The sequence below is a fragment of the Bradyrhizobium pachyrhizi genome (assembly GCF_001189245.1).
GTDB lineage: Bacteria > Pseudomonadota > Alphaproteobacteria > Rhizobiales > Xanthobacteraceae > Bradyrhizobium > Bradyrhizobium pachyrhizi.
On the sequence record NZ_LFIQ01000111.1, the window covers coordinates 40,484 to 60,885 of the forward strand.

Below are 20,402 nucleotides of genomic sequence, written 5' to 3' on the forward strand. Positions count from 1 at the left end.
GATCTCGGTTCACCTCTCCCCGTTGGGGAGAGGTCGGATTGCGCCTGGCGATGCGAAGCATCGTCCAGCGCAATTCGGATGAGGGCTCTTGCTCTCTCGATAGACCGTGCCCCTCACCCGATTTGCTGCGCAAATCGACCTCTCCCAAGGGGGAGGTGAACTTTCGACGCCGTTCCAGTTCAACCTAACCTCATCAGACTCTAGAGGCGATTCCGTTGCGGCTGCATCCGGCGTGCCTCGCGCTCGATGCTGGCGGCCACCAGCGGCGCCTTGTCGGCGGCGATGGGCGGGGAAAACACGAAGCCCTGCACCAAATCGCAATCGAGCCCGCCGAGCACGTCCAGTTCGGCGGACAATTCGGCGCCCTCCGCCACGACCGTCATGCCCAACCCGTGCGACAGGGCGATGATGCCGCCCAGCAGCTTGCGCTTCTCCGGCGCGGTGGAAATGCCGTCCACGAAGGCGCGGTCCACTTTCAGGCAGTCGAAAGGCAGGCGCGTCAGGTAGCCGAGCGAGGAATAGCCCGAACCGAAATCGTCCAGCGCCAGCCGGGCGCCCAAGCCGGACAGCGCCGTCAGCGTGCGACTGATCCGCTGCTCGGTATGATCCACAAACAGGCTTTCGGTCAGCTCCAGGCAGAGCAGCTGCGCCGGAAAGCCGGTCTCGGCCAGGATGGCCGAGACCGCGGTCTCGAAATCCACGCTCCAGATCTGCGCCGGCGAGACATTGACCGAGATGGAGCGCGGCGGCAGCCCGGCATCCAGCCAGGCGCGGCCCTGCCGGCAGGCCTCGCGCAGCACCCACAGGCCGAGATCGACGATGAGGCCGGAGCTTTCGGCGATCGGGATGAACTCCGCCGGCGAGATCGGCCCGCGCTCGGGATGGGTCCAGCGCAGCAGCGCCTCGAAGCCGGTGACGCGGCCGGTCTTCAGATCCACCTGCGGCTGGTAATGCGCCTCGAGGGAACCGGCCTCCACGGCGTGGCGCAGATGGCGGCCGAGATCGAGCCTTTCATCGACCGCCTGCGCATAGACCGGCTCGAACAGTTGCGCCCGGCCGCGCCCGGCCTCCTTGGCCATGTAGAGCGCGAGGTCCGCGTTGCGCACGGCGGTCTCCGCCGTCGCGCCGTGCTCCGGCAGGCGGGCGATGCCGATGGTGGCGCCGACCGAGGCCTCGCCCTCGGCGAGATCGACGGGGCCGGACAGTTTGCCGACGAGCCGATCGGCAAGCCCGGTCAGCGCGGCGTCGGACGTGTCGCATCCATCCGCCAGCACGGCGAATTCGTCGCCGCCGAGCCGGGCGATGAAGGCGCGCGGCCCCAAGTCCTGCCGCAACGCAGTCGCCACCTTGATCAGCAATTCGTCACCGGCGGCATGGCCGAGGGAATCATTGACCTCCTTGAAGCGATCGAGGTCGATGAGCAGCAGCGCACCGGTCCGGCCTCCCCGGGAGCAGCCTTCGGTCAGGGCGGCGAGCTGGCGCGTGAACAGCGCGCGATTGGCAAGGCCGGTCAGCGGATCGCTGTAGGCGAGCTGCTCGAGCTGGCGCTCGGCCTCCTTGCGCTCGGTGACATCCTGCACGGTACCGATGATGCCGATGACCTTGTCGTGGGCAACCTCCGCCTTGCAGATCACGGCCAGATCGCGGGGCATGCCGTCCGCGTGCAGGATGCGTAGATCCGTGGCCTCGGTCCTGCGGGTGCGCAGCACCCGTTTCTGCACGTCCCGGAAGCGGTCGGCGTCGCCGTGCAGGAAATAGGGTCCCATGTTCTCATCGGTCGGCTCGAACGTGTCGGGCAAGCCGAGAAGCTGGTAGAGCTCGGGCGCCCAGATCGTGCGGCCGCTGTCCAGCCGAAAGCTCCAGGTGCCGATCTTGCCGAGGCGGTGGGCCTCCTCCAGCGCCCGCGTGCGCTGGTCGAGCAGCGCCTTGGCCGCCCTGAGCTGGGTGATGTCGCTGGAGGTGCCGCGATAGCCGAGAAAGCTGCCGTCATCGGCGAAGATCGGCTTGCCGCTGGTGCAGATACTGACGCGCGAGCCGTCCTTGCCGATCAGCGTGTAGGTGAAGTCGCGAAAAGGGCGATGGGCCTGCATATCGGCCCGGTGCCGCGCCATCGCCTCCCCGTCCTCGGGCGCATAAGTCAGTTCCCAGCGCGCCTTCCTGCCAGCGGCGACCGTCTGGAACGCCGCATTGCCGGCAAGCGATTTGGGATAGGGCAGCAGCCGATGTTCGGCGTCGCTCTCCCAGCACCAGTCCGAGGCGGTGCTGACAAAATCGGCCAGCCGTTGCTCGCTCTCCGCCAGGCGCCGCAGCGCGGAGGTCTCCTCCGTGACGTCGCGGACGATGCCGGACACGCGCCGGACCTGGCCGTCCGCGTCGAATTCCGGCTCGCCATGCACCACGCAGTCGAGCAGGCTGCCATCGGAACCGCGGAGTCTCGTCCGCACCGCATAGGGCCGCCCCTCCGCCCAGCAGGCCGCGTAATGCGCCTCCAGGAGCTTCCGGCTTTCGGGCAAATAGCGCTCGCGCACCGTGGCGATGGGGATGTAGCCGTCGGCGGTCTCGAATTCGTAGAATGCGGCGAGCTCGGGCGATATCCAGAGATCGGTCGCGCCGGCACTCTGCGACTCCCAGTAGCCCATGCGGGCCAACCGGATCGCACAGCGCAGCGATCGCTCCTCATGCCAGCGGCGACGCGCTTCCCGGGTCGGGGCCTGCCCTTGCGACAATTTGCGAGCGGCCATCGGTCCCCAACTCAACGCTAGCGTACGCAGCTAATACGCTAGCATAGAGCGTCACAACCTTGGAGCGACGACGGTGACGAGACGGGGCTCTTCCGCTTCTTTGGTGTAGTTTCGGTGAATTCTGCAACCGGCAGTCGGCGCCCGGCTCGAGCGCCGCACCGGCATCTTAACGGATCCGCACCAGCTCCAGGTCGAAGTCGCCGGTGACGGCGGTCTCGATCTGGCAGCGCGAGAGTCCGATATCACGCAGCGCCCGGTCATCGAGCTGGCGCAGCGTCTTGATCGCCTCGCGGCGCACCCAATAGGTCGCGAGCGCATCGCCCCACACTCGGAGCAATCGGAGCAATCTGCCTAATGTACCAAACCGCGCGGGCACTGCAGCGGCTGAAGATATCGCTGACATTGTCATCTCCTTCGCTGCCCATAGGCAAAGCTACGCCATTGACGCAAATACTGTTTCAGCGGCTGCGCCGTCGGGACCTCGGATTGCTTGCGCGCTCCTCGGTGCAATCATGGGCTTGTTCCCTCTTAAATGATCCGGTACATTCCTCGGAGCAAGTAAAACATTGCTCTCGGTGCAATAATGTCGAGGTTCGAATATCTGAAGCTGGCGGATGCGGTGGCCGCCGAGATCGCCAGCGGCGCGCTGAAGGCAGGCGACCGGCTGCCGCCGCAGCGTCATTTCGCCTATGACCGCAACATCGCCGTCTCGACGGCGAGCCGGGTCTATACCGAGCTGTTGCGGCGCGGGCTGGTGGTCGGCGAAGTCGGCCGCGGCACTTTCGTGTCCGGCGAGGCACGCCGCGGCATCGCGGCCCCGACCGAGCCGCGCGGCGCCCGCATCGACCTCGAGTTCAACTATCCGCTGCTGCCGCACCAGGCGACGATGATCGCCAAGAGCCTCGAAGGACTGGAGCGGCCCGAGGTGCTCGAGGGCGCGCTGCGGCCGGCGACCAGTTTTGGCACGCGGGCGGCACGAACCATCTCCTCCGAATTCCTGGCGCGCAAGGGCTGGACGCCGAATCCCGACCAGATCGTGTTCACCGCCAACGGCCGGCAATGCATCGCCGCCGCGCTCGCCGCCGTGGTGCCGCCCGGCGGACGCTGCGGCGTCGAGGCGCTGACCTACCCGTTCGTCAAGGGCATCGCCGCGCGGCTCGGCATCTCGCTGGTGCCGCTCGCGATGGACGAACACGGCGTGCGACCGGATGCGGTGCAGAAGGCGCATCGCGAGGCGCATCTGTCCGCGATCTACGTCCAGCCGACGATCCAGAACCCGCTCAGCATCACCATGCCGCCCGAGCGCCGCGCCGAGCTGTTGCGCGTGGTGGAGAAGCTCGGCCTCGTCGTCATCGAGGACGGCGTCTACGGATTCCTCGACGACGAGGCGCCGCTCGCCGCGCTCGCCTCCGACAGCTGCATCGTGCTCGACAGCCTGTCGAAGAAGGTCGCGCCCGGCCTCGCGCTCGGCTTCCTCGTGTCGCCGCCGCGGCTGCGCGAGAGCATCATGGCCGCGGTGCGCTCGGGCGGCTGGACCGCGTCGGGCTACGCCTTCGCCGCGGGGCAGCGGCTGATGGCCGACGGCACCGCTGCCGAATTGTCACGGCTGAAGCGGATCGATGCCGGCCGCCGCCAGCTTCTGGCGGCGAAGCATCTGGCCGATTTCGAAATCCAGACCAATCCGAAGTCGTATCATCTCTGGCTGGCCTTGCCGCCGCATTGGCGCTCGCAGACCCTGGTCGCGGCCGCGGCGCGCCGCGACATCGCGCTGACGCCGTCGACCACCTTTGCCGCCACGCCGGGGCACGCGCCCAATGCGGTGCGGCTCGCACTGGCGGCACCGCCGATGGAGCAGCTCGACCTCGGCCTGCGGACGCTGGCGGGAATGCTGAGCGCGACCGAAGAGGATTTTGACTCGACCGAGTGAGTGCGACGCCGTCGCACGTCATCGGGCTTGATTGCGAACTGCCTTCGGCAGCAGCGCATCGGGCAATTGATCGAAGCTGTAGCGCCGCGGCCGGTTGCGCGTGACGAAACCGCCGACCTGCCATGTGAACAGCGCCGCAAAGCCGACCAGGAACAGCGCGCCCATCCAGTTCGACGTCAGCAGCGCCGTTAGCAGCAATCCGATCATTGCCACCGCAAGGCAGGCCAGCAGCGCCAGCGCGGCGGTGTACGTCTTCGGTCCGAGGCCTCCGACCAGCCTGGCGTTGCTGCCCGCCGCCTGCATCCGCCGATGCAGCTCGACGATGAAGTCGCGGTAGAGATGGCCCTGCGGCGCCACCAGCGTCGCGGTCTGCCAGGTGGTCGAGAGGATCGCGATCCGCCCGCCCTTGGCGTTGTCGATGTCGGCGCGAAATCGCTGCTGCTGCATCGAGACCGGGCGATAGGACAGCTTCACCGCGGAGATGTCGGCATAATCCCACACGCCGGACCGGCCGGCGATCCGCCACGACAGCCCGTCCTCGGTCAGCTCGAACTGGTGCGCCGAGCCGATCAAGGAGGCCTTGTAGGCGTAGCGCACCGCCGTGCCCTCGCCTGCCTCCGACCGGTCCTGCAACGTTGTTGGCAATTCGCCGTTCCACCTGTTCAAACGTACGCGCAAGCTTGCGCAGCCTGTCGCGCCTATCCTACAAGCGAGCCATGCCCGAGACGACCTATTTTCCGCGTTACCTCATCCTCGGCGGCGCGATGATATCCGGCGTGCTGCTGGCGCTTGCCGTGCACATGCTCGGCGCGCGTTACGGGCTCGACCTCGGCGGCCTGTGGCGCTCCGATAGCCACGAGTTCATGCCGGCAGGCGCGGCGATCGCCTGGTGGCTGATCGCGACCGTCGGATTTTCGGGCGGCTACTTCACCGCCAATCTGATGCACAGCGCTGTGGCCGGCCAGATCCCGCACCGGATGCGTAACTTCCTGATCGTCGTCGGCGTGCTGATGCTGGCCGGCGCCGGCCAGGCCGCGTCGGCGCCGAGCACGGTCTCGACCATTTCCGCCGTGCTCGCGGGCCTTGCCGCCCTGTGCCTCGGCGCAGTGATGGCGTTCTGCGGTGCCTATTTTGCCCTGCGCAAGAGCTAGAACGTTTTCGAGCGAAGTGGACGCGGTTCGCGTGAAGAAAACGCGTCCAAACCAGAATCCAGCTCGCCGGCCTTCCCTCAGGCGACCGACCGTTCCGGCACCCTGCGCAACATCTTGGCGACGTCGGCCGCCGGCCGCGGCGGACTGAACAGATAGCCCTGCGCCTGCGTGCAGCCCTCCCGACGCAGCAGGTCGAACTGGGTATCGGTCTCGACCCCTTCGGCTGTCGTGACGATGCCGAGGCTCTTGCCGAGGCCGGTGACCGCGCGCACGATCGCCATCGAGTCCTCGCGCGTCGCAAGGTCGGTGACGAAGGACCGGTCGATCTTGATCTTGTCGAACGGGAAGCTGCGCAGATAGCTCAGCGAGGAATAGCCGGTGCCGAAATCGTCCAGCGAGATGCGGACGCCGAAGCCGCGCAGCTCATGCAGCACCGCGAGCGTCGCCTCGCTGTTCTGCAGCAGCACCGATTCGGTGATCTCGAGCTCAAGCCGGTCCGCCGACAGGCCGGATGCTTCCAGCGCCGCCTTCACCGACGACACCAGGTTGGGGTTCTTGAACTGCACCGGCGAGAGATTGACGGCAACCGCGACGGCCACGGGCCAGCCCGCGGCATCCACGCAGGCCTTGCGCAACACGATGTCGCCAAGCGGAACGATCAGCCCGGTCTCCTCGGCGACAGGAATGAAATTGTTCGGCGCGATCAGGCCACGCAGCGAATGGTTCCAGCGCGCCAGCGCCTCGAAGGCGACGATCTGATCGCCCGCGACATCACGGATCGGCTGGTAGTAGACCTCGAACTCGTCATGCTCGAGCGCGAGCCGCAAGTCGCGCTCCAGCAGGCGGCGTGCCTGCGCACGCGCATCCATCCCGGTCTCGAAGAAGCGATAGGTGCCGCGGCCGTCGGCCTTGGCGCGGTATAGCGCAAGATCGGCCTTCTGCAGCAATTCGTCGGGATCCTTGCCATCCTCAGGCGCGAGCGAGATGCCGATGCTGACGCCGATCACGAGCTGATGGCCGCCGATCTCGTAGGGCGCGGCGATCCGCTCGACCACGAGACTTGCCAGCGACGACACCACCGACGGATCGCAGTTGCTGCAGAACTGCACGATGGCGAATTCGTCGCCGCCAAGCCGCGCCACGGTGTCGTGCTCGGTCACGCATTCGCCGAGCCGGCGCGCGACTTCGCGGAGCAGCGCGTCGCCGATCGGATGTCCGAGCGTGTCGTTGATTTCCTTGAAATGATCGAGATCGAGACAGAGCACGGCCAGCTGGTCGGAGCGCTTGGCCAGTCTCGAGGCCTTCTCGAGCTGCTCGCGGAACAGCGTCCGGTTCGGCAAATTGGTCAGCGCGTCATGCCGCGCCATGTGTGAAATCTGTTCCTGGGCCTGCTGCCATTCGGTGATGTCTTCGAAGGTCGCAACCCAGCCGCCGCCCTTCATCGGCTGGTCGACGACACGGATCGCGCGCGCGTTGCGGCTGACGATCCGTGTCGCGCTGTGGCCGGCCTTTGCCTCGGCGACGAGAGCATTGCAGAACTCCTCGGGATCGCCGTCCCACTCGCCGATGGAATGGAGGTCCTGCAGGACGTCGATCAGCAGACGTCCCTGCAGCGGCACGCGACTGCGCCCCATCATCTCGCTGTAGCGCTCGTTGAACAGCATGATGCGGCCGTCGGCATCGAACATGCAAAGCCCCTGCGACATGTTCTCGAGCGCGGTATCGAGCACCACCTTCTGCTTGTGAAGCTCGGTCTTGGCGCGACGGTCGAGGATCGAGGCGATCAGCGAGAGGCCGAGGATCGCGAAGGCCGCAACGGCGGTCATGAATGAGAGCACGCGCGGCGAGACCGTGAGTCCGCCGGAAACGATCGTCGGATCCGGAACGAGCGTCACCGCGCCCATTGCGGTGAAATGATGCGAGACGATCGCGACGGTCAGAAGGCCGGTCGCGGCGGCCGTGGTGCCGAAACGTTCGCCACGGGTGGCAACGACGAGCGCGAGCGCGCCGAACAGACTTCCGAACGCGATCGATGAGGCGACGATGCCGGGCGACCAGACGATGCGCGCGGGCAGCTCCAGCCCGAGCATGCCGGTGTAATGCATCGCCGCGACGCCGGCGCCGACGATCGCGCCACCGGCCGCAACCGTCCGCCAGCGTCCATCGAGCGTGGCGACGGCCAATCCGACGGCCAGGATCGCAACCGCGAGCACCAGCGACAGCAGCGTGATGGGAATGTTGTATCCGGCCTCGATGCCGGGATCGTACGCCAGCATGGCGACGAAATGGGTGGCCCAGATACCGCAACCGCCGACCGCCGCATCGAGGCCGATCCAGATCTCGCGGGCACGCCCCTGTGCGGCGCGGGCGCGGTGAAACAGGCTGATCGCGACGGCGCTGGCGAGCAGGCAGATCACCCCGCCAAGGACAACCAAACGCCAGTCATGTTCCAAAGTGAGACAGGTCAGAACGCGATACATATAGGCCCCCTTTATGGACCCATAAGAACAGACGCATTCGTGTACGAACGGTAACCGCATTGCAGCAAGGTTCCACCCATGGTGAAGAAGCCTTGAATGCAAGCGATCGGGTCAGGGCGAGCGGAGATCCCTCGCTGCGGTTCGTCTCAACGCCGAGTCCGTGACCAAGCGCCGATCCAGATCAGCGCAGCGGCCGCAAGCAACGCGCCGGCGGAGATGACGAGGGCCGCATGCAGGCCGGCGATGAAGGCCGCGGACCGGCTGACCATCGAGCCGAACAGCGCGACACCAAGCACGCTGCCGGTCTGCCGGGTCGCGTTCAACACTCCGGCCGCGATGCCGGCATGCTGCGGCTCGGCACTGCCGAGCAACGCCGATGTCAGGGGCGGCACCAGCAGGCCGAGGCCGCCGCTCATGGCCAGCAATTGCAGGCAGATCGCGAGATAGCTCGTGCCGGGGCCGATGAACAGCAGCGCCAGACATCCGGCGGCCGAGAGCGCGGCGCCGAGCGCGATTGTCTCCGGCGCGCCGATCCGCTCCGCGACACGCGGCGCGATCAGGTTGGCGGGCAGCACGGCGCCGAGCATCGGCACGAACGCCAGGCCGGTGGCGAACGCCGACAGCCCGTTGACCTGCTGGAAGTAGAGGCTGAGCACGAAGATCAGGCCGTAGAACGCGACATTGACCAGGAGGCCGACCAGCGAGGTCAGGGCAAACATCCGGTGGCGGAACAGCGAGAGCGGCAGCATCGGCTGCGGCGCGCGCGCCTCACGCCAGACGAACAGCACGGAGAAGACGGCGGCGAGAACGAAGCCTGCGACCACGAACGGGCTGCTCCAGCCGAGCGCGCCGCCTTCGATCAGCCCGCCGGCCAGCGTGCCGAGCGCGGCGATCGCAGCGAGCTGCCCCGGCAGATCGAGCCGGTGTTGCTGATGACGCGTGGTTTCGCTGGCAAAGCGCCAGGCGAGCCACAGGCCGGCCAGGCCGATCGGCAGGTTGACCATAAAGATCGCGCGCCAGCCGACCAGCGCGATCAGTCCGCCGCCGACGAACGGACCGGCGGTGAGCGCAAGGCTCGCGCCCGCGGCCCAGACCCCGACCGCGCGTCCCCGCGCCTTCTCGTCTTCATAGGCATGGCGGAGCAGCGCCAGCGAGTTCGGCACCAGGATGGCCGCGGCCAGCCCCTGCACGCAGCGGGCGGCTATCAGCGTCGCCGCATCAGGCGCGACTGCGCAGCCAACCGATGCCGCGGTGAAGATCGCAAACCCGGCCATGAAGATGCGCTTGGCGCCGATCCGGTCGCCGAGCGCGCCCGCGGTCAGGATGAAGGCCGCAAAGGCAATCGTGTAGGCGCTGACCACCCATTGCAGTTCGGCAACGCCGCCGCCGAGCGAGGCGCCGATCGCATTGAGCGCCGTGTTGACGATGGTGACGTCGAGCTGCACGACGCCATAGCCGAGACTCATCGCGGCGAGCGTCAACGTCGCCGCGAGCCCGCTCGTTTGCTGATGCGACGTTGCGCGGCGGTCCGGCATGTGCCGGACGTTCAGGGATGTCTGTTGCATGGTCTCGTCCTTGCTCTCGGCAACCAATGCGAGACATAGGCCTTCGTTTCGCCGTAACACTTCGGCACGGATCGAAGTGTGAAATCGCGTGCCTGGCCGATCTGTCCGACGGCGGCGCGCTTGCGCGGCGTTTTGCCTCAATAGACCTACGGACCGCCTTCGCGCGCCTGACCCGGCCCGAGCGCAGGGCGGATCATGTGCATCCGCGCGTCGACTTCACACTTTGGTAAACGTCACAGCGGGCTCAGGCGTCCCCATGCTGATGCATATCGTCTATTCGCCCCGCGCCAACTAACCCGCATCGAGGCCGGGACCGCCGCAAAATCGGCAAAAAAGCCGACGAAACCGCTTGGAACGGCGGAACACGTAGCGGCCCCGTCGCGGTCGTGCGACTCACATTCCGCAGAGCGAGAACATATGTAGGCAATATGACAATGACGCTGGACGAGGGCCGAAGCTTGGCTTGTCAAGGGCTGCACAACGCATCGGTTTTGCCTTATGGGTCATCGCGTACGGTGCGTTTGCCCGTCACCCGTCGCCGTCCGTGACCGGGTCCCACTGAAATTTGCCGCCCCGCCGGGAGGATGAATGCTTCGGCTGCTGACCACGCTTGGGCGTGGTTTCAAGGAAAAGATCGGCTGGAAACGGCTCGGGATCGCCGCGAGTGTGTTGATCATCGCGTTCGCGATCACGTCGCTTGTTCACACCCTGAAGGGCGTCGATACCGGCATCATTCTCACCGCGCTCACCAACATCGCGCCGCACCGGATCGCGCTGGCGGCGCTCTGTGTGGTCGGGGCGTTCTGCACGCTGACCTTCTACGACTTCTTCGCGCTGCGCACGATCGGCAAGATCCATGTCCCCTACCGCATCGCAGCGCTGTCGAGCTTCACGAGCTACACGATCGGCCACAATATCGGCGCCACGGTTTTCACCGGCGGCGCGATCCGCTTCCGGATCTATTCCGATTATGGCCTCTCCGCGATCGACGTCGCCAAGATCTGCTTTCTGTCGGGCCTGACCTTCTGGCTCGGCAATTTGTTCGTGCTCGGCTTCGGCATGGCCTGGCACCCGGCGGCAGCGTCGGCGATGGACCTGCTGCCGCCGGCGATGAACCGGCTGATCGCGCTCGGCTGCCTTGCCGGCATCGGCGCCTATTTCGTCTGGCTCCTGACCGGCGAGAAGCGCCGCGAGCTCGGCCAGAACGGCTGGAAGGTGGTGCTGCCCTCGGCCAAGCTGACGCTGTTGCAGATCCTGATCGGCGTGGTCGATCTCGGCTTCTGCGCGCTCGCAATGTACCTGCTGATGCCGACCGAGCCGCATATCGACTTCGTATCGCTGGCGGTCGTGTTCATCCTGGCGACGCTGCTCGGCTTCGCCAGCCACGCCCCCGGCTCGATCGGCGTGTTCGACGCCGCGATGCTGGTGGCGCTGCCGGAGTTCAGCAAGGAGCAATTGCTGGCGACGCTGGTCGTGTTCCGCATCCTCTACTTCCTGATCCCGTTCGGGATTTCGATCTCGATCATGGGCATGCGCGAGCTCTGGCTCAACGTGGTGCAGCCTTGGCAAGAGCGGAAACGACTAAGCCAAGCCTGCACGGCTTCGGCGACCGTGCGGCAACCGATCGAAAGCCGGCAGCAGCGGGTCAGGCAGCTGAAACGGTAACGGACAACGTTATCGGCCCCTGTGCGGGCCCCTCGATCCCGGATTTTCGATCCTCGCGGCCGCTTCTCTTATTTTCGCCGTACCGCTCGCGTCAAACCGCGCCATGATTGGCTTTTTGGTTCGATTTTCGTTTCGGGTGACGGTCTGCAGCGTGCTGCTCGGCAGCGCGCTGGCCGCGGTATTCGCATCGGCCGCGGACGCGCAGGACAACCAGCTGCAGATCTCCTGGGAGGTCCGCAACCGCTTTCGCCTGTTCCGCGAGGAACGCGACTTCCGCCTGCATGTCGAAAGCGGGCTTGGCCGCAGCGTGCTGGCCTCGGAACAGACGCTGGAACTGCAAAGCGACGGCCGCGGCTGGGCGCGCAACACCGTGAACCGGCTCTGCATCGACCTGCAGGGCCGCGTCAGCGAGCCCTGCACGCGCGACAACGTCAAGGAAAGCTATCTGACGCCGATCGATCATCCGATCGTCGTACGGCTCACCGGGCCGGTTCCGGTCGGCGCGACCTGCGCCTGGTCGTTCGACGACGGCGACGGGCCGCAATCCTCGACATTCGATTGCGCCGAGCCGATCAACCTGCGCGTCCGCTACGGCCGCACCACGGTCGCGACCGTCGACGTCGCAAGCGGCTCGGAGGCCAACCAGCGCGTGACGACTCAGATCGAGGTGCGCGACTTGCTGATCGCGGGCCTCGGTGACAGCATCGCATCCGGCGAGGGCAATCCCGACCGCGCGATTGCGCTCTCCGACGAGGGGTTCTGCTTCCGCTCCTATCTCGGCGGGGCGCAATATTACCGGCCGAGCCGCGCCGGCTACAAAGGCGGCCGCGCCTGCGAAGCGCCGGACACCCTGACCAACTGGCAGCGCCAGAGCGCGCTCTGGCTCAACTCGGCCTGTCACCGGTCGCTGTACAGCTATCAGACCCGCACCGCGCTCGCGCTCGCCGTGCAATATCCGCACATCGCGGTGACCTATCTGCCGCTGGCGTGCACCGGCGCCACCATCGCCGACGGCCTGCTCGGCTCGCAGCAGGCGCGGGAATGCCTGCCGACGAAGACAGCCAACACCTGCTCGGGCACCGTCAACGGCCAGATCGCGGAGCTGCGCACGGCACTCGCCGCCGCCAAGCGCCGTCAGCCCGACCGGACCCTCGACCTCGTGCTGCTCTCGATCGGCGCCAACGACATCTACTTCTCCGGCCTCGTCGCCAACGTGATCGTCGACACGCCGACCGAGCGCACGCTGTTCAGCCGCGGCGGCTCAATGGCCAGCGTCGACGATGCCCGTTCGGCGCTGGCGCGCGACCTGCCGGCCGATTTTGCCAAGCTGCGCGACGCGCTGAAGCCGCTGGTCGGCGGCGATCTCTCGCACGTGATCTACACGGCCTATGCCAATCCGGCGCTGGCCAATGGCGGCGCGCCCTGCCCCGGCGGCCGCGCCGGCTTCGAGATCCATCCCTCGTTCAACGCGGATCCCAGCCGCCTCGCGTCGGTCTCGAGCTTCGTGCAGAACGAGTTCCTGCCGCAGCTCAAGGCGATCGCGCAGTGCCAGTCCGGCATCATCTGCCGCAATCCGCAGGCCGACCGCATGACCTTCGTCGACGCGCATCAGGACGCGTTTGCGAGCCATGGCTTCTGCGCACGCGCCTCGACCGATCCGGAATTCGACCGCGACTGCTTTGCAGCCAATGGCGACAGCTTCGTGTCGGACATCGTCGCCGCCGCCAACCAGCCGCTCAAATGCGGCCGCAGCGCCGGCGAATACCGCGCCTATCTGCCGCGTGCGCGCTGGATCCGCGACGCCAATGACAGCTACTTCACCGCGATGACCTACCCGCAGGGCCTGCCGTCCTCGATGCAGCCAAGCGACATCCACGACGCGACATGGGGCATCCTGTCGGCGGTGTATGGCGGCGCGGTGCATCCGAGCGCCGAAGGCCATGCCGCGATGGCCGATGCCGCGGTCCCCGCGGCCGCCACCGTGCTGCAGCTGAACACCGCTGTGCCCGAGGTGATTACCGAGCCGGTCGCGCCACTGCCGATGCCGATTGCACCGACGGGACAGCGCTGAACGCTTACGCTGCCACGCAAGAGCGGAGCATGAGCGTGCGCAGATCGGAGCGTTAGCCGGAGAGAAGTGTTAGTGCCGCTTCGTCGCGGGCACTGGCGCCGCCGGCTTCGCCACCGCGGCTTGCGCCGGCAGATATTTGGCGACGATCGCGGGATCGAGCTGGGCCACCGCGGTGTCAGGCAGCCGGGTCCAGACCTCATCCTTGCCGAACAGCGAGATGCCGAGAAAGCCGCGCATCGTCAGCGTCTGACCATCGGCGCTCAACGTCATCTTGGCCTTGTAGACCTTGCCGTTGCGCGGATCGAGCACGTTGCCGCCTTCATAGGCGAGCCCGTTGCGCTTCATGTCGCGGATGAGGGGAATGCCGAGCCACGGCATGTCCTTGCGATCGTCGGTGCATTTCGAGCAGACCGGATTGGGCGGATCTCCGGGCGACGAGAACATCTTTGCGATCATGCCTTCGAACAGACCATTGCGCTCGATCACCAGGAACCAGCCCTCGGGCTTGCCGTCTTCGACCTTTTGCCACAGGCCGGCAGCCGACGGGTCGGCCGCCGAGGCCGCAAGCGGAGCAGCTAGCGCAAAGGCCGTGGCGATCGCGAGGATCAGCCGAAGTCTGGATAGCGTGTTCCGCATCATCATCACCTGATCAATCGACCAACTCGAGTACAAGCAGAAGACTACGGCCATTTGACGGAGTGTTCCAGTACCCGCGCCGCGCAGGAAATGGCCCATGCCTCCGGCATTGGTCGCTGCTCGAGTGGAATCAGTTCACCCCGAGCTTCTTCTGCAGACTCGATGACGAGGTTGTGTACTGGAACACCAGCCGCTTGTCCGGATACACGTAGCGGTGCGCCTTCTGCGCCATCAGCGCACCCTCGTGGAAGCCGGAGAGAATGAGCTTGAGCTTGCCCGGATAGGTGTTGATGTCGCCGATCGCGAAGATGCCTGAAACGTTGGTCTCGAACGCCGCTGTGTCGACCGGCACCAGATTGTTCTCCAGCGCCACGCCCCAGTTCGCGACCGGGCCGAGCTTCATGGTGAGTCCGAAGAACGGCAGCATCGTATCGCAGGCGATCGTCGAGACCGCATTGTCGTTGCCCTTGAGCGCGGCACCCGAGAGCTGGCCGTTGGCGCCTTCGAGCCCCGTGACCTGGCCGATCTTCAGATCCATCCTGCCGTCGGCAACGAGCGCACGCATCTGCTCGACGCTGTGCGGCGCCGCGCGGAAATCGTCGCGCCGGTGCAGCAGCGTGATGCGCTTGGCGATCGGATGCAGATTGAGCGTCCAGTCGAGCGCGGAGTCGCCGCCGCCGACGATCAGAATGTTCTTGTCGCGGAATTGCTCCATCTTGCGCACGGCATAAAACACCGACGTGCCTTCATAGGCCTCGATGCCCGGCACCGGCGGCCGCTTCGGCTGGAACGAGCCGCCGCCGGCCGAGATCACGACGACCTTGGCCTCGAACTCCTTGCCGGCATCGGTCTTCACCCGGAACAGGGGATCGCCGATCTTCTCGATGCTCTCGACCATCTCGTTGAGATGGAAGGTCGCGCCGAACGGCTTGATCTGCTCCAGCAGCTGGTCGGTGAGGCCCTGACCGGTGACCAGCGGAATGCCCGGAATGTCGTAGATCGGCTTCTCCGGATAAAGCTCGGCGCATTGCCCGCCGATCTTGTCGAGGATGTCGACCAGATGCACCTTCATGTCGAGCAGGCCCAGTTCGAACACGGCGAACAGTCCGCAGGGACCCGCGCCAATAATCAGCACATCGGTTTTGATCGCTTCGCTCATATCCGTTTCTTTTCAGTTGAAATCGACTGGACGGCTCTCGCCTGCCCAGCCAAGTATGGCCGGATCGGGACATGCATAATAGGGACAGCGGCTGGCGCGGCAACCCCTTGCCGAGCCTGCGCAACTCGGCTGTATGGGCGGGGAAACCGACGGAGATCCCCCTCGTGAATGCCCCTGTTCGTGCTGACGATGCGCCGCGCCTGGAAGACTTTCCCTATCGCCTGTCCGACAATGTGCGCTTTGCCGATCTCGACCCCAACGGGCACGTCAACAACGCCGTCTATGCGAGCTATTTTGAAACCGGCCGCGTCACGCTGGTGAAGGACCTCAGCATGGGGCTGATGCCGGCAGGGCTCGGCTGGATCATGGTGCGCCTCGACATCCATTTCCGCGCCGAGCTGCACTGGCCGGGTCAGATCGAGCTCGGGCTCGGTCTCGTCAAGTTTGGACGCACATCGACCACCTTCGACCAGGTGGTGTTTTCGGAAGGCAGATGCGTGGCGTCGGCGAAGGCGGTCACGGTGATGATCGATGAGGTCACCCGCAGGCCGACGCCGCTGCCGGCGGAGGTCAAGCAGAACTTCCGCCGCTGGGTCCGTCGCGGAGTGAATCCGGACGGCGAATAAGAGATCCTAGGCCTGCCGCTCCGGCGTCGACACGACCAGTCCGTCGAGATCGTCGGTCACCTTGATCTGGCAGGACAGCCGCGAATTCGGACGCACGTCGAAGCCGAAATCCAGCATGTCCTCTTCCATCGGCGACGGCGCGCCGACCTTCTCGCGCCAGGCTTCATCGACATAGACATGGCAGGTCGCACAGGCGCAGGCGCCGCCGCATTCGGCTTCAATGCCGGGAATGGCGTTGCGGATCGCGCCTTCCATCACCGTCGCGCCGTTCTCGATGTCAACTGTGCGTTTCTCGCCGGAATGGTCGATAAAGTGGATTTTGGCCATGATTGCTCGTGCTGCCGGAATGCGCCGGACGATGGATGGAAAGGTCCCGGGCAGTCGTATAACGGGTCGATCCGCACAGCGCTAGCGCGGAGACCGAAAACCTGCCCGCCGGTTGGGAAGCCGCCCAAGCCTTCGCGGCGGGCCGCCGAGACGCCGGATGCCTAGGAGCGGCCCAGGATCAGTTCGATCGCGGTGCGCGCCTCGGCGATCGCGGCGCCGAGCGCGGCAAGCGGCTGGGCTGCATCGGAACCGCCGGTCAGCGCGGTCTCCAGCTGGGCAGCAGCCTCGGCGACGCCGAACGCGCCGATCGCCCGCGCCGATCCTTTCAGGGTGTGGGCATGGGTCGCCGCCTCGGGCGGCAAGGCGGCCAGTTCACCGAGGATCCGGGCCGACTGGGTCGAGAACATGGCCAGCACTTCCCGCTCGAGGCCCGGATCGCCCAGCGTCATGCGCTGAAGATGATCGACGTCGATCGGCCCGGCGCCGGGCGCCAGCGGCGGCGATTGCGTCCATTCGACCCGTTCGAGGTGAAGCGGCATGGCCTGTCCCTGTCGTCTCCGCCGGGCCCTCGCCGGCGGATCGTTGCCCCAGCCAATCACGAAACTGGTTAACGGATTGTTGTTGGGATGATCGGCAAAACCGCCCGATTCTGGACAATTTCCGGACACAATCGACGCTCTACAGCGGGAATTTCGAGTGCCCATAAGGCCTTATGGCGCAAAGCTGTTAACGATGATTAAGAAAGTATTAATCGCAAGCATTTCATTCGCATCGCTCTCCCAATAGGATGTTTGCGGATGTAGCGGACAAGCCGCCGAGGGGGCCGGCTTGCGCTCCGCTTGTGGGCACCGGCTTCGAGCTTGCGTGGGGACGATCGCAGGCTCGCCGACGCGTAAAATAGTGAGAGGGCTCAGACTGAACATGGCGAACACTCCCAAGAAGGTCAAAGATCCCACCGAAGTCGCGCTTTCTGCCATCCAGGAAGCCCTCAACATCAGCGAACAGGGCGCGGAGAATCGCAGCCCCCTCAACGAAGGCGCCGCGCCGCCGAACCTGCCGCCCGCTGCCGATTTTTCGGCCACATCGTTCGAGTCCCGTCCGAGTAATTCCGATCGTTCGGCGTTCGAGCCGATCGAGGAACCGCGCGCGCCGCGCCGCGCCGCCAATGATGATCGCGAAACCATCGGCCAGATGCTGCAGACGCTGCAGGGAGAACGCGCGCGCAACGCCTTCACGCTGTTCTTTGTCTGCTCCGGCGCATGGCTGCTGGGCGGCGTCATCCTCACCATCGCGTTCTGGCCAGCCCTGCAGGCCTCGATGGCCCAGGGCACCGGCGTCCTGGTGCTCGCCGGCCTTGCCGCGCTGTTCGCCGTGCCGATCCTGCTGTTCTACTATCTCGCCAGCCTCGCCTCGCATGGTCAGCGCATGCAGATGATCGCGCAATCGATGGCGCAGGTCGCGATGCGATTCTCCGAGCCGGAAAACGCCGCCGCCGATTCCATGGTGACGGTCGGCCAGGCGATCCGCCGCGAGGTCGCGGCGATGGGCGACGGCGTCGAGCGCGCGATCGCGCGCGCCGGCGAACTCGAGACCCTCGTTGCCAACGAGGTCGCGGCGCTGGAACGCGCCTATTCCGACAACGAAGTGCGCATCCGCGCACTGCTGCAGGACATCGCCCACCAGCGCGACAACCTGGTCGGCCAGGCCGAGCAGGTGCGCAGCGCGATCTCCGGCGTGCAGATCGATCTGCGCCACGACATCGCGCTGATCTCCGACGCGATCGCCTCGCGCGTCGACGAGGTCGCCAAGAGCATCACCGGCGCGCTGGAAGAGCGCGGCCAGCACATCACGACCGCGCTGAGCCATGCCGGCGACAACATGATCCTCGCGCTCGGCGAGCGCGGCGGCGACCTGCTCGACCGTCTCGAGGAAGCCAGCGCCGAGACCACGCGCGCGGTGATGGACGCCTCAGAACGGCTGACCACCAGCCTCAACTTCAAGACCGGCCACGTCCATGACGAGTTCGTCGATCTGGCCGATCGCGTCCACGAGTTGCTGAACGAGCGCATCGACCGCATCACCGGCGAGTTCGAGCAGCGTTCGTCTGTCATCGTCGACGGCATCTCCGACCGCACCGAAGAGGTCCACGACTCCCTGAAGAACTCCGCGGACTCGCTGCTGCTCGAGCTCGAGCTGCGCAGCAACGACCTCGTCAGCAAGATCGACGACGCCGGCAACCGCCTCGCCGGCCAGATCATGACGTCCGGCGACAAGGCAAGCGAGGCGCTCGACGTCACCGTCAATTCGCTGGTCGCCAAGGTGGTGGGCCAGACCGAGACCGCGCACGATTCGCTGTCGCTGCAAATGAGCGCATTCGACGACCTGGTGAAGAACCATGGCAGCGAGCTCGCCGAGAAATTCGCCCGCGACTCCGGCACGCTCGGCGCGCTGATCACCCGCCACATCTCGGAATTCGACCGTACGGTGAAGACCTTCGGCGGCGACATCGTCGAACGCATGGGCCAGCGGACCCAGGACATCGCCGACAGCCTGAAGACCTATGTCGACACCTTCGACCATCGCGTCACCACCAACAGCGGCGAGATCACCGCCTCGCTCGACCAGCGCCTACTGCAGTTCGAGACCACGCTCGGCAGCCGCGTCACCAATCTCGACGCCTCGCTGACCGACAAGCTGTCGTCGTTCGATAGTTCGCTCGCCAGCAAGATCGGTTCGTTCGACGGCCGTCTGCAATCGCTCGATGACGCGATCGACGGCCGCATGAAGTCCCTCGAAGTCACGTTCGAGAGCCGCGCCAAGTCGGTCACCGAGACCATCGACGGCCATCTCGGCACGCTCGCGAGCCAGCTGACCGACGGCGCCTCCCAGGCGATCCAGTCGATCGACTCGCGGCTTGGCCTGCTCACCACCACCCTGACCGAAGGCACCGTGCAGGCGATCGCCGCGGTCGACCATCGCATCAACGGCGTCACCGAGACCATCGACGGTCACAGCATCCGCCTGGTCGACACCCTCAACGGCCACAGCACCCGTCTCGCCGACACCATCAATGGTCACAGCGCGAACCTGACCGACACCATCTCGGCACGCTTCGCCGACATCCAGCAGGGCATCGAGAGCCGCGTCGGCGTCATCGCCGGCGACATCGACACCCGCGTCGCGCAGTTCGAGGACCTGCTGGGCTCGCGCGTCGAGGCCGTCGCCGGCCGCATCGAGAGCAGCGGCCGCCAGGCAAGCGACGACCTGATGTCCCGCGCCGAGCTGCTGTCGTCGAGCATCAAGTCCCATGTCGAGGACGCCGAGCGTTCGCTGACCAACCTCGTGGTCAACACCAGCGAAACCATCCAGACCGGCGCGCGCACCGCGCAGCAGGCGCTGCTCACCGTGTCCGCGGACGTCGGCAACCAGCTCAAGCTGAGCTCGGCCGAGGTCGAGAGCGTGCTGACCGCCGTCGGCACCAGCGCCGCCAACTCGATCCTCACCAGTGCCCGCGACGCCCAGGTGTCGCTGGTCTCGGCCTCCGGCGACGTCGCCTCGCAGATCAAGGCGCTGTCCGAGGATGTCGAGCGCACGCTGCAGGCGGCCGGCAGCGCCACCGCAGCCTCCGTGCTGTCCGGCGCCCGCGACGCGCAGACCACGCTGGTCAGCGCCTCGGTCGAGGCCGCAAGCCAGGTCAAGTCGCTGGCCACCGATGTCGAGCAGTCGCTGTCGATGGCCGGCTCAGCCGCCGCCGAGGCGATCATGACCGGTGCCCGCGAGGCCCAGACCACGCTGATCTCGACGTCGACCGACGTCACCGGCCAGGTCAAGTCGCTCGCCAGCGACGTCGAGCGCTCGCTCACGATGGCCGGCACCGCGACCGCGGAAGCCGTCGTCGCCTCCGCTCGCGAGGCCCAGAGCACGCTTGCCGGTGCATCCACCGAAGCCGCCACCCTGGTCCGCACGCTCGCGGCCGACGTGCAGCACTCGCTCTCGACCGCCGGCACCGCCACCGCGGAATCCATCGTCGCCTCCGCTCGCGAGGCCCAGAGCA

Annotated in this window: 15 protein-coding genes; 6 read left to right on the forward strand and 9 right to left on the reverse strand. The window is 66.3% G+C overall.

The annotated features are described in order from the left end of the window. Nucleotides 1-200 precede the first annotated feature (200 nt). A complete protein-coding gene (locus AKL29_RS28190; RefSeq protein ID WP_082190741.1) occupies nt 201-2,639 on the reverse strand; it encodes a sensor domain-containing protein in 2,439 nt (812 codons plus the stop codon). A gap of 268 nt (nt 2,640-2,907) precedes the next feature. Continuing rightward, entirely contained in the window at nt 2,908-3,069 is a 162-nt protein-coding gene (locus tag AKL29_RS41235; protein WP_080583391.1) for a DUF1127 domain-containing protein, read from the reverse strand. 255 nt (nt 3,070-3,324) lie between these two features. On the opposite strand from AKL29_RS41235, the gene AKL29_RS28195 reads away from it, so the two are divergent. Then, nucleotides 3,325-4,668 carry an aminotransferase-like domain-containing protein gene (locus AKL29_RS28195; RefSeq protein WP_050386415.1) on the forward strand — a complete coding sequence of 448 codons (1,344 nt, stop codon included), beginning with the start codon at nt 3,325-3,327 and terminating at the stop codon, nt 4,666-4,668. Between the two features lie 18 nt (nt 4,669-4,686). On the opposite strand, the gene AKL29_RS28200 is transcribed toward AKL29_RS28195, so the two are convergent. Next, complete coding sequence (locus tag AKL29_RS28200) at nt 4,687-5,301, reverse strand: hypothetical protein (protein WP_050386416.1); 615 nt, start codon at nt 5,299-5,301, stop codon at nt 4,687-4,689. A gap of 83 nt (nt 5,302-5,384) precedes the next feature. On the opposite strand from AKL29_RS28200, the gene AKL29_RS28205 reads away from it, so the two are divergent. Beyond that, nucleotides 5,385-5,819 carry a hypothetical protein gene (locus tag AKL29_RS28205; RefSeq protein ID WP_028337713.1) on the forward strand — a complete coding sequence of 145 codons (435 nt, stop codon included), beginning with the start codon at nt 5,385-5,387 and terminating at the stop codon, nt 5,817-5,819. A 77-nt stretch (nt 5,820-5,896) separates the two neighbouring features. Here the strand turns inward: AKL29_RS28205 and AKL29_RS28210 are convergent, their stop codons facing one another. Further along, entirely contained in the window at nt 5,897-8,299 is a 2,403-nt protein-coding gene (locus AKL29_RS28210) for an EAL domain-containing protein (RefSeq protein WP_050386417.1), read from the reverse strand. A 146-nt stretch (nt 8,300-8,445) separates the two neighbouring features. Then, nucleotides 8,446-9,834 (reverse strand): MFS transporter, encoded by a 1,389-nt coding sequence (locus tag AKL29_RS28215; RefSeq protein ID WP_050386501.1) that lies wholly within the window; start codon nt 9,832-9,834, stop codon nt 8,446-8,448. A 618-nt stretch (nt 9,835-10,452) separates the two neighbouring features. Here AKL29_RS28215 and AKL29_RS28220 point away from each other — a divergent pair. Next, a complete protein-coding gene (locus AKL29_RS28220) occupies nt 10,453-11,529 on the forward strand; it encodes a lysylphosphatidylglycerol synthase transmembrane domain-containing protein (RefSeq protein ID WP_028337716.1) in 1,077 nt (358 codons plus the stop codon). Nucleotides 11,530-11,632: 103 nt separating this feature from the next. Further along, nucleotides 11,633-13,600: an SGNH/GDSL hydrolase family protein gene (locus AKL29_RS28225; RefSeq protein ID WP_050386418.1), complete on the forward strand. Its 1,968-nt coding sequence runs from the start codon at nt 11,633-11,635 to the stop codon at nt 13,598-13,600. Nucleotides 13,601-13,669: 69 nt separating this feature from the next. On the opposite strand, the gene AKL29_RS28230 is transcribed toward AKL29_RS28225, so the two are convergent. Together AKL29_RS28230 and AKL29_RS28235 are read right to left on the reverse strand one after the other, a co-directional pair. Further along, nucleotides 13,670-14,236 carry a DUF2147 domain-containing protein gene (locus AKL29_RS28230; protein WP_026193022.1) on the reverse strand — a complete coding sequence of 189 codons (567 nt, stop codon included), beginning with the start codon at nt 14,234-14,236 and terminating at the stop codon, nt 13,670-13,672. A gap of 130 nt (nt 14,237-14,366) precedes the next feature. Beyond that, a complete protein-coding gene (locus AKL29_RS28235) occupies nt 14,367-15,395 on the reverse strand; it encodes an NAD(P)/FAD-dependent oxidoreductase (protein WP_050386419.1) in 1,029 nt (342 codons plus the stop codon). Between the two features lie 164 nt (nt 15,396-15,559). Here AKL29_RS28235 and AKL29_RS28240 point away from each other — a divergent pair, with 164 nt between their 5' ends. Next, nucleotides 15,560-16,021, forward strand: coding sequence for an acyl-CoA thioesterase (locus AKL29_RS28240; protein ID WP_050386420.1), 462 nt, complete (start codon nt 15,560-15,562; stop codon nt 16,019-16,021). Nucleotides 16,022-16,027: 6 nt separating this feature from the next. Here AKL29_RS28240 and AKL29_RS28245 read toward each other — a convergent pair whose 3' ends face one another. Together AKL29_RS28245 and AKL29_RS28250 are read right to left on the reverse strand one after the other, a co-directional pair. After that, nucleotides 16,028-16,348 carry a 2Fe-2S iron-sulfur cluster-binding protein gene (locus AKL29_RS28245; RefSeq protein WP_016841525.1) on the reverse strand — a complete coding sequence of 107 codons (321 nt, stop codon included), beginning with the start codon at nt 16,346-16,348 and terminating at the stop codon, nt 16,028-16,030. 161 nt (nt 16,349-16,509) lie between these two features. Beyond that, nucleotides 16,510-16,887 carry an Hpt domain-containing protein gene (locus AKL29_RS28250; protein WP_028338273.1) on the reverse strand — a complete coding sequence of 126 codons (378 nt, stop codon included), beginning with the start codon at nt 16,885-16,887 and terminating at the stop codon, nt 16,510-16,512. A 382-nt stretch (nt 16,888-17,269) separates the two neighbouring features. Between AKL29_RS28250 and AKL29_RS45685 the strand changes: the two genes are divergently transcribed. Beyond that, nucleotides 17,270-20,402 (forward strand): apolipoprotein A-IV repeat region-like domain-containing protein (locus tag AKL29_RS45685; protein ID WP_244482470.1); only part of this gene is annotated, 3,133 nt, incomplete at its 3' end.